At 71.4% G+C, this 12,060-nt stretch carries 10 protein-coding genes; 2 read left to right on the top strand and 8 right to left on the bottom strand.

Annotated features, from left to right (window positions below; translation table 11 throughout):
• The first annotated feature begins 2 nt into the window (after positions 1-2).
• The gene (locus FH610_RS32065; RefSeq protein WP_161628129.1) at positions 3-842 is read left to right on the top strand and encodes a glycosyltransferase family 2 protein; all 840 of its coding nucleotides are present in this window, start codon (positions 3-5) and stop codon (positions 840-842) included.
• A 5-nt stretch (positions 843-847) separates the two neighbouring features.
• Here FH610_RS32065 and FH610_RS32060 read toward each other — a convergent pair whose 3' ends face one another.
• Positions 848-2,026, bottom strand: coding sequence for a glycosyltransferase family 4 protein (locus FH610_RS32060; protein ID WP_139578973.1), 1,179 nt, complete (start codon positions 2,024-2,026; stop codon positions 848-850).
• Positions 2,016-3,332 (bottom strand): nucleotide sugar dehydrogenase, encoded by a 1,317-nt coding sequence (locus FH610_RS32055; protein ID WP_139578972.1) that lies wholly within the window; start codon positions 3,330-3,332, stop codon positions 2,016-2,018. Before FH610_RS32055 ends, FH610_RS32060 begins: the two co-directional genes overlap by 11 nt.
• Before the next feature lie 302 nt (positions 3,333-3,634).
• Here FH610_RS32055 and FH610_RS32050 point away from each other — a divergent pair, with 302 nt between their 5' ends.
• Entirely contained in the window at positions 3,635-4,903 is a 1,269-nt protein-coding gene (locus tag FH610_RS32050; protein ID WP_161628128.1) for an acyltransferase family protein, read from the top strand.
• Here FH610_RS32050 and FH610_RS32045 read toward each other — a convergent pair.
• The 6 genes from FH610_RS32045 to FH610_RS32020 form a co-directional block, all read right to left on the bottom strand.
• Entirely contained in the window at positions 4,844-5,965 is a 1,122-nt protein-coding gene (locus FH610_RS32045; protein WP_240809327.1) for a GNAT family N-acetyltransferase, read from the bottom strand. The two genes, FH610_RS32050 and FH610_RS32045, sit on opposite strands and share 60 nt — an antisense overlap.
• A complete protein-coding gene (locus FH610_RS32040; RefSeq protein WP_139578970.1) occupies positions 5,962-6,909 on the bottom strand; it encodes a glycosyltransferase family 2 protein in 948 nt (315 codons plus the stop codon). The genes FH610_RS32045 and FH610_RS32040 overlap by 4 nt, the downstream gene beginning before the upstream one ends.
• 38 nt (positions 6,910-6,947) lie before the next feature.
• A complete protein-coding gene (locus FH610_RS32035; protein WP_139578969.1) occupies positions 6,948-7,622 on the bottom strand; it encodes a polysaccharide deacetylase family protein in 675 nt (224 codons plus the stop codon).
• An 81-nt stretch (positions 7,623-7,703) separates the two neighbouring features.
• Entirely contained in the window at positions 7,704-8,672 is a 969-nt protein-coding gene (locus FH610_RS32030) for an NAD-dependent epimerase/dehydratase family protein (protein ID WP_161628127.1), read from the bottom strand.
• A gap of 308 nt (positions 8,673-8,980) precedes the next feature.
• Complete coding sequence (locus FH610_RS32025) at positions 8,981-10,039, bottom strand: 2-oxoacid:ferredoxin oxidoreductase subunit beta (RefSeq protein WP_139578967.1); 1,059 nt, start codon at positions 10,037-10,039, stop codon at positions 8,981-8,983.
• On the bottom strand, positions 10,032-11,876 hold the full coding sequence (locus FH610_RS32020; RefSeq protein WP_139578966.1) for a 2-oxoacid:acceptor oxidoreductase subunit alpha: 1,845 nt from the start codon (positions 11,874-11,876) through the stop codon (positions 10,032-10,034). Before FH610_RS32020 ends, FH610_RS32025 begins: the two co-directional genes overlap by 8 nt.
• Positions 11,877-12,060 lie beyond the last annotated feature (184 nt).

Genomic DNA, 12,060 nt, shown 5'->3' with positions numbered 1-12,060 from the left:
TCGTGAGCGTCGTCGTGCCCGCGCACAACGAGGAGGGCGTTCTCGCCGGCAACCTCGCCCGTCTGCTGGACGGGACGGCGCCCGGTGAATTCGACGTCGTGGTGGTCGCCAACGCGTGCACCGACGGCACGGCCGAGGCGGCCAGGAGAGCAGGCGTACGGGTCCTGGAGACGGCGACGCCCGGCAAGGCCAACGCGTTGCGGATCGGCGACGAGGCGTGCCGGACGTTCCCTCGCGTCTATATGGACGCCGACGTCGTGCTCACGGCGGAATCGGTGCGCGCGCTCGTGGCGGCGGCGGCCCGGCCGGGGGTGCTCGCCTGCGCGCCGGTCCCCCGGTGGGACCTGGACGGCGCGAGCGCGATCTCCCGGCGGGTGCACAAGGTCCATGATCTGCTCATCGCCCCGTCCCGCGCGCTGTCCGGCGTCGGCGTGTACGTGCTGACCGAGGAAGGGCACGCCCGGGTCTTCCCCATGCCGGACGTGATCTCCGACGACGGCCTCGTCCACCGGACGTTCGCGGCCGAGGAGCGGGCCGTGGTGGCCGGCGCCTGGTCCCTCGTCCGCCCCGCCCGGACGGTCCGCGCGCACCTGCGCCGCCGCGTGCGCGTACGGCAGGGCAACCGTGAGCTCGACGCGCTGGGCCTGCCGCTGGCGGAAGGGCGGCTGGAGCTCGGAGCGCTGCGGGCCCTGATGGCGAGGCGCGCGGTCACCCGGCTCGACGCGGCCTGTTATCTGGCCGTCCTCGCCCTCGACCGCGCGCTCACCCGGCTGCGGGCCCTGTCGGGAGGCTCGAGTCGCCGTCATTGGGGCACCGACACCGGCAGTCGCGTTCAGGCGTAGTGCGCTCAGGAGACGGCCGCGTCGTAGGCGGCCAGCAGCGCCGCACGGGAGTTCTCCCACGACAGCGGTCCGCTGACCCGGGCCTGGCCGATCTCGCCCATGCGCCGCCGCTCCTCGGGGTCGTCGAGCAGGAGGGCGATCAGCTTGGCGAACTCGGACTCGTCGTTCGGGGGCGCGTACACCGCGGCGTCCCCCGCGGACACCCGTGCCTCCCTGAGGTCGAACGACACGATGGGCCTGGACATGGCCATGTACTCCATGATCTTGTTCATCGTGGACACGTCGTTCAGCGGGTTGTACGGGTCGGGGGCGAGGCAGACGTCCGCCGTGGACAGGTAGCGCAGCAGGTCCTCGTCCGGAATGCGACCGGTGAACTCCACCATGTCGGACAGGCCGAGCTCGTGTGACAGGGCCACCATGGCGTCGAAGGTGTCGCCCGCTCCCACGAACACCGCGTGCCAGTCCGAGCGCCCGATCTCGTCGCGGAGCAGGGCCAGGGAGCGGAGGGCGTAGTCGACCCCGTCCTGAGGACCCATCACGCCCAGGTAGCACAGCAGGTGGGGTTTGCCCTGCTTCAGTGCCTCCTCCGGCGGGACCTGATGGAAGCGTTCCACCACGGGCGCGCTACGCACGACGAAGACCTCGTCCGGCTTCTTGCCGCCCCGGGTGAGCGCCGCGCGGCGGTAGCTCTCGTTGGTCGCGATCACGACGTCCGCCGCCCGGTAGGTGAGCCGTTCGAGCCGCAGGACGAGCCGGTAGAGGAAGTCCTCTCCCCGGCCGAACCGGGACAGGTAGAGCTCGGGAACCAGGTCGTGCTGGTCGAAGACGAAGCGGGCGCCGCGCCGCTTGAGCATCCGCGCCACGAGGAACAGCAGGTCGGGCGGGTTGCAGGCGTGGACGACCTCGACCGGGCCGACCTTGCGCGCCAGCCGGTAGGTGTGCAGCAGCGCCAGGCCGTACTCCCGGAGGTAACCGACGGGGCCACCGGTCGCGGGCCGCAGGGGATAGCGGTGGATCCGCACCCCGTCGATCACGGCCTCCGGCTCGGTGTCGCGGTTGGCCCCCATGGGGCAGATGACGTGCACCTCCCACCCGGCGTCCCGCAGCGCCGTGCTCTCCTGCCAGACACGGCGATCGAAGGGTACGGACAGGTTCTCGACGAGGATGAGCGCTCTACCAGCCAAGGCCCACGTATTCCGGTTGTGCCCGGCGCGCCTCCGCGTCGGGAAGTCGGACGAGGTCGATGATCGTGCGGTCGCCCGCGCGATCCAGCGCGGTCAGCACCGCGGGGTCCTTGCAGCCGACGACGCAGACCTCGGCGTGCGCGAGGACGTCGTCTGCCGAGTTGGTCAGCAGCTGGCCCAGGTGCGGCAGCCGGCCCTCGATGTAGTCGCGATTCGCCCCGATCAGGCGCGACATCGTGACGTTCGCGTCGTAGATGCGCAGGTCGTAGCCCTTGCCGAGGAGGCGTTCCGCGAGTTCGACCAGAGGGCTCTCGCGCAGGTCGTCGGTGCCCGGCTTGAACGACAGGCCGAACAGGCCGACGCGGCGCCTGCCGGTCGCGGCGACCAGGTCGAAGGCCCGGCGCAGGTGCTCCTCGTTCGACGGCAGGATGTGCGACAGCAGGGGGACGGACACGTCGGCCTGTCGCGCCGCGTAGACGAGGCCGCGCAGGTCCTTGGGCAGGCAGGAGCCGCCGAAGGCGAAGCCGGGCCGAAGGTAGGCGGGGCTGATGTTGAGCTTGCGGTCGGCCAGGAAGGCGTCCATGACCCGATGGCTGTCCAGGCCGAGCGCCCGGCAGATCGCGCCCAGCTCGTTGGCGAAGCTGATCTTGAGCCCGTGGAAGGCGTTGTCCGCGTACTTCGTCATCTCGGCCACCGCGACCGGCACCCGGAATACCTCCCCGGGCAGCCCCTCGTACAGCGCTGCCACCATGTCGCCGCTCGTGCCGTCGAGCTCGCCGATGACGGTCTTCGGCGGATCGAAGAAGTCGCGCACGCTCGTGCCCTCGCGGAGGAACTCCGGGTTGACCGCCACCCCGAAGTCCACCCCCGCTGTGCGGCCGGAGGCCTTCTCGAGGATCGGGACGAGCAGGCCCTCGCATGTGCCCGGCAGCATCGTGCTGCGGAAGACGACCGTGTGCCATCGCTCCCGGCCCGCCAGGGCCTCGCCGATCTCCTCGGCGACCCGCTCCAGGTAGGCGGTCGAGAGGCTGCCGTTCGGCGCGGACGGCGTGCCGACGCAGACCAGGGAGACGTCGCTCGCCTCGACGGCCGCGTGCACGTCGTGGGTGGCCCGCAGCCGGCCCGTGGCGACGGCCTGCTCGGTCAGCTCGCCGATCCGCTCCTCGACCACCGGCGCGGTGCCGGCGTTGATGAGGTCGACCTTCACCGGGTTCACGTCGACCCCGACGACCTCGTGCCCCTGGGTCGCCAGGCACGCGGCCGAGACGCAGCCGACGTACCCGAGCCCGAACACGCTGATCTTCACAATGCGCCGTCCTCCGTCGAATCGCGTGGCGGGCGTGGATCGTTCCAGGTCACAGGCGACGACCGCGTCGGCCGTCAGTCGCGGCCGGGCGACTCCGGGGAAAAACGGTGCGTAATGTCGTTATGGTCGCCGCGGTCACATCGATATGATCGCACATCCCTCTCCCCTCGTTACGGCCTAATACGAAATCTCAGAATCGGTCTGTTTCGGCTACGGACCGGACATGCGGAATTTCGCGGATGTGTATTCTCGCGGCAGGAACGGCCGGGGAACGGCCACGCCCGGGAAATGGACGGTGCTGGATGCGCGAGGGAACCGGGGCGTCCGCGAAGCGGGACGAGGAGGAGGGGCGAAACGGGGCCGGCCGGCGAATCGGGCAGCAGGGCGGGAGCCGGAATCAGGGCGGCGGGCAGCAGGGGACGACGCAGGGGAGCCCGCAGGCAGACAGGGACAGCGCGGTGCCCGCCCGTCTGCCGTCGCTCACCGGGCTGCGCTGGATCGCGGCCTTCGCCGTCTTCGGATTCCACGTCCTCCACACGCCGCGACTGGCCGGGGACGGCGCCGGCCGGGCCGTGCTGGAGGTGCTGTTCGGGGCGGGCGCCACCGGCGTGCCGTTCTTCTTCGTCCTGTCCGGGCTGGTGCTGACCTGGTCGGCTCGGCCCGGCGACCGCGCGGCGGCGTTCTGGCGGCGGCGGGCGGCCCGTGTCGTGCCCTCGCATGTCCTCGTGTGGATCGGGGTGCTGGCCGTCCTCGTCGTGACGGCGCGTCCCGAGAGGCCCGGGCCGGTGCTGGCCGGGCTGGTCCTGTTGCAGTCGTGGGTGCCCGACCCGGCCTACTACTTCGCGGTCAACACCCCCGCGTGGTCGCTGTCGTGTGAGATCGCCTTCTACGCCGCCTTCCCGCTCCTGCTGCGGGCGCTGCGCCGGGTGCCCGCCCACCGCCTGTGGACGGTCGCGGCGGCGGCGTACGCGCTGATCTGGCTCGTCCCGCTCGCCTCGCTGCCGATGCCGCTCGATCTCGGTTACTGGTTCGTCTGGATCCTCCCGGTCACCCGGGCTCTGGAGTTCCTGCTGGGGATGACGCTGGCCCTGATGATCCGGGCCGGCCGGTGGCACGGCCCCGGGCTGCTCGCGTCCTCGGCCCTGGCGCTCGGGGCGTACCTGACCCAGCCGCTCGTGTGGGACCGCTGGGGGTGGGTCGCGTGGATGTCCGGCCCACTGGCGCTGCTCGTCGCGGCGGCGGCTACGGCGGACCTGCGGGGGCGCCGCTCGCCGCTGCGCGCGGCCTGGCTCGTCGCCCTGGGCGAGGTGTCGTTCGCCTTCTACCTCGTCCACCAGCCGGTTCTCAGGTTCGGGGCGCGAGTCGTCCCGCAGGCGCCGGTCCTGCCGGCGGTCGGCATGCTGCTCGCCGCCACCGTCGCGGCCTGGCTGCTGCACCGGCTCGCCGAGCGCCCGCTGGAGCGGCTGCTCGCCGGCCGCCGCCCGCTGCGCCGTCCCTCCGTACAGGAGAGTTCAACGCAGGAGAGAGCGGACAGACCGGACGATCCGGCGCAGGCCGGGGCCCAGGGGTGACACCTTCGCCGCCTCGACCATCGAGTCGCGGGCTCTGCGCATGGTCCGCTTGGCCGCGCTTCTCGTCACCAGGCCCTGCGCGACCATGACCTCCCCGGTTTTGGCCCGCCGCTTGTACTCGTCCTCGCCCCGGCCGAGGTCGATGCGGCCGATCCCGAGCGCCGGGGCTGCCGACACCAGCTCGCGCAGCAGCATCCAGCCGGGCGCGAGATGGGCGAACGACGGGTCGTACACCGGGAACCACCAGTGCAGCACGCCGCCGGATCGCAGGCCGAAGTGCGCGGCGAGCAGATGGGGACCGGCGTGCAGCGTCGACAGCATGCCGGAGAACCCGGGGCTCCGGGTGTGCAGGAGACGGTTGACGAGGTCGATGCGGTCGGGCGTGGCGAAGTAGTCGGGGGCGCCCGTCGCCGCGTACTGCGCCCGTTTGAGCTCGACGACCCGGTCGAGCGCCTTCGGGTCGACGGCGTCCGCCTCGAACCGCACCGGCCCGAGCTCGCGCTCGGCCTTGGCCGCCCGCCGGCGGGCCTGCCCCATGTTGTCCTTGCCGCTGCGGGAGGCCCTGCCGAGATAGGCGTCGAGACCGCCGCTCACGTCGATGTAGGGAGAGGGGCGGCGCGACTCGATCCAGGGGCCGAAGCCCGCTTCACCGTCCTCGTGGCCGTCCTCGTGATCATCTGTGTGATCGTCCGCGTGGCCGTCGAGCAGATGGTCGAACGCGAAGCCGCGCACTCCTCTCGACAGCAGGAGCAGCGGCGAAAAGGACGTGCCCGGGGCGAGCACCGGTCCCTGGAAGTCGGCGCCGGGCCAGCCGGCCGGACGCAGCAGCGAACGCTCGCGGTGGCAGGGCAGCAGCGCGAGGACCCGGCCGTCCGCGTCGCGGCCGACGGCCACCTCCACGGGCCGGCCGCTCACGTGGACGGCCTGCGCGAAGCCGGGATGGAAGTACGGGCTGTCGAGCAGCGGGTTGCCCTCCCGCAGCCGGTGCCACGTGTCCAACTCCTCCTCGCCCAGCGCGTCGAACGAGGTCAGGCGGATCGTCCTGATCGGCGTGCCGGTCATGAGGCCGGAGGGGGCGCGATCAGGCGCAGCCGCCGGGAGGGCCGCAGCAGCGCGGCCACCGCCGCCCGCGAGGTCGGCCGGCCGGAGAGCGCGCGGACCCCCTCTCCCAGGGCCACGGCCAGGAAGTAGGCGGCCGCCGCGATCCGTCCCCTGCGCCGCCTGAACAGCCGCACCTTGTTCACGACGATGAGCGCGGCGAGCGTCGGGTTGACGGCGGAGTCGCCGCCGATGTGCTCGAACACGGCCGAGGGCTCATACCACAGCGACCACCCCCGGTCCGCGGCCCGCAGGGCGTACTCCGTCTCCTCGCTGTAGAGGAAGAACGACTCGTCCCAGGGGCCGATCTCCCGCCAGGCCGCTGCCGAGATCAGCATGGCCGCGCCCGTGGCCCAGGCCGCCGTACAGGCCGCCTCGTACCTCACCGGGTCGGTCACCAGCTCCCCGAGCGTGCCGATACGCCCGGCGAGCGTGCCGCCGATCACGGCCTCGACCAGGGCCCGCCGCACGGTGGGCTGCCGGCGCAGCGACGGCTGCAGCGTGCCGTCCGGGTTGACGAGCCGGGGGACGGCGATGCCGCGGCCGGGCGGCCGCAGGGCCTCCGCCAGGACGGCCAGCGAGCCGGGACGCAGCCGGCAGTCGGGGTTCAGCACGAGGACGGCGTCGAGGGCGTCGAGGTCCAGGGCGGCGACCCCGGCATTGATCGCGGCGGCGTATCCGGCGTTCCTGCCGGTCTGCACGACCGTGATCGGCAGAGCCTCCGCGCGTTCCGCGACGCCCACGGAGTCGTCCCGGGAGGCGTTGTCGGCGACCACGACGTCGGCGAGGACGACCCCCCGTGCTCCCTCCGTGAGGGAGCGCAGGCAGTCGCCGAGCACGTCCGCGCTGTTGTACGTGACGATCACGACGGCTGTTCGCAGCCGGTTCTCATCCGTTCCATTAGACATATGTGGAGACTCTTCTTCCCGATGGGGAGGTTCGTCGGTCAGCCGCGCAGGCGCTTGAACGCGCGGGCGGCGACCCTGCGGGCGCGCGTACGGAGAGAGGGGCGGCCGTCGAGGACCGCCCTCGTCCAGGCGTCGTCCAGGTCGCAGGTCAGGCTGGTGCGCGCCTGCAGCCAGGCGTCGGGACGGGCCCGCCCGCCGTCGCTGGTGTACGCGCGGGAGAGCCCCGCGCGGCGCAGCCGGTGCAGCACGTGCCTGTCGTAAGAACCGAACGGGATCGCGACCCGCGTCACCGGCTGCCCCGTCAGGTCGCTCAGCAGGGCGTTGGCCCGGGCGATCTCCTCGTCGGCCTCCTGCCGGCCGATCCGGCGCCAGTCGCGGTGGGCCCAGCCGTGCGAGCCGACCCGCATACCGGCCCGGACGAGCTCGCGCACGCCGTCCGCGTCCAGCCTGCCGGGCTGCCCCAGGAGCCCGGCCAGCACGAAGAACTCCGCCGTGAGGCCGCGCTCCCGCAGGCGCGGCAGGGCGATCTCGACGTCGGAGGCGTTGCCGTCGTCGAAGGTGATCCGGACGTCCGGGCGGCCCATGACGGCGTCGAGCACCTGCTCGAACTGGCCGACGGTGACCCAGGTGCCGTCCTCCCCAGGGTCGAGCGTCCTCGGGTAGGGGCCGATGCCGTGCACGGTCAGGTTGACCACACTCCTCGCCGCGGCCATCAGCCCTCGCCTTCGTACGCCGGATGGGGACCTGAGAAGTTACGGGTCACGGTAGCGCTATCGCCGTTCGGGAAGCTTCCGTTACCTGTGCTCGCGATACCAGGCCAGGGTCCGCCGCAGCCCTTCCTCCAGGCCCACGGCCGGCCGCCAGCCGAGCACCTCGGCGGCGAGGCCGATGTCGACGGTCTGGGCGTTGTCCAGGGGGCGGTCGGCGACCTCGCCGAACCTCGGACGCAGTGGGCTTCCCATGACCCGATACAGCAGCTCCACCGTGTCCCTCACCGATGTCAGGACGCCGGTCCCGATGTCCATGACGTGACCGGCCGCCCGGTCGCTCCGCCCCGCCGCCACGAACGCCTCGGCCACGTCGTCCACGTACACCCAGTCGGCCATCTTGGCGCCGCTGGTGAGGCTCGGCTCCTCGCCGCGCAGCAGCGACAGAGCCACGTACGGCACGAGCTTGGTGAGGTCCCGCTGGCCTGGGCCGTAGACCATCGTGGGCCGCAGGACCGTGGCCGGCAGGTCCCACAACCGCTGGAACAGCTGGGCGTAGCCGGTCGCGGCCCACTTGGCCATCGCATAGGGGGACGGCGGTGGCGCGTGGTCGTTCGCCGGCCGCGGCTCCTCGCACGAGCCGCAGAGCACCACCCGCGTGCCCGTGCGGCCCGCCGCCGCGGTCAGCAGGTTGACTGTGCCGAGGAGGTTGTTCTCGAGGGTGGGCAGCACGAGCCCGGTGTCCCTGCCCCCGTTCACCTCGCTGGCCAGGTGGAACACCACGTCGGGACGTACGGCGCCGAGGAGTTCGCCGGTCGCCGCGGCGACGCGGAGATCGGCCCGGTGCCAGACCTCGCCGACGTGTGTCACCGTGGGCGGCTTGCGGCTGACGGCGTGGACCTCGGCGCCGAGGGAGACCAGCCGCTTGACCAGGCGGGCACCGATGAAGCCCGCCGCACCCGTCACCAGGGCGCGCGTCCCGGCGTAGGAAAGGCCCTCCTCCCGAGTGGAGGACCGTGACAACGGCCGGGGATCGATCGCGCGGACCGGGGGCATGGGCGCTCTCCTCGTATGCTCGATCATGGTGCGTCTCGGGCAAGGTCGTGCCGCGTGGATCTTCTTGCCTACTGCGGTCGGCCAGATGGCGCCTCGCTGCGTTCTCGTCGTCGCCCATAGCTCCGCTATGGGCTCCTCCTCGGCCTTGCGATGCATCCATCTGGCCGATCCTCGCTACGGCGAAGATCTACGCGGCACTCCCTGGGACGGCCTGGGGGCTACCGGGGTTGACGAGGCCGAACTTGTTCAAGCCCGGTAATAAGGAAAGGGACCCGTCCGAAGACCGGTCCCTTCCCTGGTGGTCCTGTTCAGCCGATGGTCCAGGTGTCCCCGCCGTGGAGCAGGTCGGCGAGGCTGCCCGTGCCCTTGTCGGTCGTGGCCGCCTGGACCTGCTCGTTGAGGAGCTGGTCGTAGGAGGGCCGGTCGATCGAGCGGAAGACGCCGATCGGCACGTGCTCGAACGCCGGCTCGTCCAGCCGCGACAGCGCGAACGCCAGCGACGGGTCGGGGTTGTGCGCGTCGTGCACGAGGATCTCGCCGTCGGAGACCTCGGCGCGGCGCACGACCTCGACGCCGCCCGTGGGCGACAGCCGTACGGCGCGCTCGTTGTCGCCGGTGCCGAAGACGATCGGCTGCCCGTGTTCGAGCCGGACGGTGATCTCGTCGCGGGTGCCCGGGTCCTTCAGCGTGTCGAAGGCGCCGTCGTTGAAGATGTTGCAGTTCTGGTAGATCTCCACCAGCGAGGCCCCGCGGTGCTCGGCGGCCTGGCGCAGCACGCCCTGCAGGTGCTTGCGGTCGCTGTCGATGGTCCGGGCGACGAACCCGGCCTCCGCGCCGAGCGCCAGCGAGATCGGGTTGAACGGCTTGTCCAGCGAGCCCATCGGCGTCGACTTGGTGATCTTGCCGATCTCGCTCGTGGGGGAGTACTGCCCCTTGGTCAGGCCGTAGATCCTGTTGTTGAACAGCAGGATGTTCAGGTTGACGTTGCGGCGCAGCGCGTGGATCAGGTGGTTGCCGCCGATCGACAGCGCGTCGCCGTCACCGGTGATGACCCACACCGACAGGTCCGGCCGGGAGGCGGCGAGACCCGTCGCGATGGCCGGCGCCCGCCCGTGGATCGAGTGGAAGCCGTAGGTGTTGAGGTAGTACGGGAACCGCGAGGAGCAGCCGATGCCGGAGACGAACACGATGTTCTCGCGCTTGAGCCCCAGCTCGGGCAGGAAGCTCTGCACCGCCGCCAGGATCGCGTAGTCACCGCAGCCCGGGCACCAGCGCACCTCCTGGTCGGACTTGAAGTCCTTCAGCGTCTGCTTGGCGTCCGTACGGGGGATCAGGGCCAGGCCCTTGCCATTGAGGGTGTCAGTCACTTTCGATCACGTCCTGAATGACGGCGGCGAGTTCGGCGGCCTTGAACGGGAGCCCGCGCACCCGGTTGTAGCTGATCACGTCGACCAGGAAGCGGGCCCGCAACAGCATGGCGAGCTGGCCGAGGTTGATCTCGGGCAGCAGCACCTTGTCGTACGAACGCAGCACCTCGCCGGTGTTGGCGGGCAGCGGGTTGAGGTGCCGCAGGTGCGCCTGGGCCACCTTGTGCCCGGCCGCGCGCACGCGGCGGGCCGCCGCCGCGATCGGCCCGTACGTCGAGCCCCAGCCGAGCACGAGCACCCGGGCGTCGCCGTCCGGGTCGTCGACCGTCAGATCGGGCACGTCGATGCCGTCGATCTTGGCCTGGCGCAGCCGCACCATCTTGTCGTGGTTGTCGGGGTCGTAGGAGATGTTGCCGGTGCCGTCGGCCTTCTCGATGCCGCCGATCCGGTGCTCCAGACCCGCCGTGCCCGGCACGGCCCACGGGCGGGCCAGCGTCTCCGGGTCACGCTTGAACGGCAGGTATGTGCCGTCGTCGCCGTTGGGCTCGGTGGTGAACAGCACCGAGATGTCCGGCAGCTCGTCGATGTCCGGGATGCGCCACGGCTCCGAGCCGTTGGCCAGGTAGCCGTCCGACAGGAGCATGACCGGCGTGCGGTACTGCAGCGCGATCCGCGCCGCCTCGATCGCCATGGTGAAGCAGTCCGACGGCGTGGCCGCCGCCAGCACCGGCACCGGCGACTCGCCGTTGCGGCCGTACATCGCCATCAGCAGGTCGGTCTGCTCGGTCTTGGTCGGCATGCCGGTCGAGGGCCCGGCCCGCTGCACGTCCACGACGATCAGCGGAAGCTCCGTGGTCACCGCGAGGCCCACGGTCTCGGCCTTGAGCGCGACGCCCGGGCCGGAGGTCGTGGTCACACCGAGCGACCCGCCGAAGGCGGCGCCCAGCGCGGCGCCCACGCCGGCGATCTCGTCCTCGGCCTGGAACGTCCTGATCCCGAACCGCTTGTGCTTGGACAGCTCGTGCAGGATGTCGGAGGCCGGGGTGATCGGGTAGGACCCGAGGAACAGCGGCAGCTTCGACTGCACCGACGCCGCGATCAGCCCGTAGGCCAGGGCCTGGTTGCCGGAGATGTTCCGGTAGGTGCCCGGGCGGAGCGTGGCCGGCTTGATCTCGTAGGAGACCGAGAAGGACTCGGTCGTCTCGCCGTAGTTCCAGCCCGCCTGGAAGGCCGCGATGTTCGCCTTGGCGATCTCCGGCTTCTTCGCGAACTTGGCCTCCAGGAACTGGATCGTCCCCTCGGTCGGCCGGTGGTACAGCCAGGACAGCAGCCCGAGCGCGAACATGTTCTTGGCCCGCTCGGCGTCCTTCTTGGAGATGTCGTAGCCCTCGAGCGACTTGACCGTCAGCGAGGTCAGCGGCACCGCGTGCAGGCGCCACTCGGCCAGCGAGTCGTCCTCGAGCGGGTTGCCGTCGTAGCCCACCTTGGCCAGGTTGCGCTTGGTGAACTCGTCGGTGTTCGCGATGATGTCGGCGCCCTTGGGCAGGTCCCCGAGGTTCGCCTTCAACGCGGCGGGATTCATGGCGACGAGCACGTTGGGCGCGTCGCCGGGGGTCAGGATGTCGTGGTCGGCGAAGTGCAACTGGAAGCTCGACACCCCGGGGAGGGTGCCGGCGGGAGCGCGGATCTCCGCCGGGAAGTTGGGGAGCGTCGACAGGTCGTTGCCGAACTGGGCCGTCTCCGCCGTGAACCGATCACCGGTGAGCTGCATTCCGTCGCCGGAGTCACCCGCGAACCGGATGATCACGCGGTCGAGTTGCTGAACCTGCTTGGTCACAGCTCCTCAGTCCTCCTTGACGCGCCCAGGTCTGCCTGCTGGTGGCACGTTGTCATGTCCATGCTAGATCCATCGGGGTCACGCTGGTTTTTCGCAGATGCGCACTTGAGGTGCGCTCTACCGGGACTTTCCGCGCCTGTGGCGCGTTCCCGCTGGTGCCTCGGCCGCCGGGGGCGGCGCACCG

It is taken from the genome of Microbispora catharanthi, from assembly GCF_006334915.2.
GTDB classification, from domain to species: domain Bacteria; phylum Actinomycetota; class Actinomycetes; order Streptosporangiales; family Streptosporangiaceae; genus Microbispora; species Microbispora catharanthi.
The sequence above is the reverse complement of the archived record's forward strand: the minus strand, read 5'-3'. Positions and strand labels throughout refer to the sequence as shown.

Coding starts and splice junctions, on each gene's coding strand:
- FH610_RS32050 (WP_161628128.1), top strand. CDS start 3,635: ATGCGCGAGGGAACCGGGGCGTCCGCGAAGCGGGACGAGGAGGAGGGG.
- FH610_RS32045 (WP_240809327.1), bottom strand. CDS start 5,965: ATGACCGGCACGCCGATCAGGACGATCCGCCTGACCTCGTTCGACGCG.
- FH610_RS32030 (WP_161628127.1), bottom strand. CDS start 8,672: ATGCCCCCGGTCCGCGCGATCGATCCCCGGCCGTTGTCACGGTCCTCC.
- FH610_RS32040 (WP_139578970.1), bottom strand. CDS start 6,909: ATGTCTAATGGAACGGATGAGAACCGGCTGCGAACAGCCGTCGTGATC.
- FH610_RS32035 (WP_139578969.1), bottom strand. CDS start 7,622: ATGGCCGCGGCGAGGAGTGTGGTCAACCTGACCGTGCACGGCATCGGC.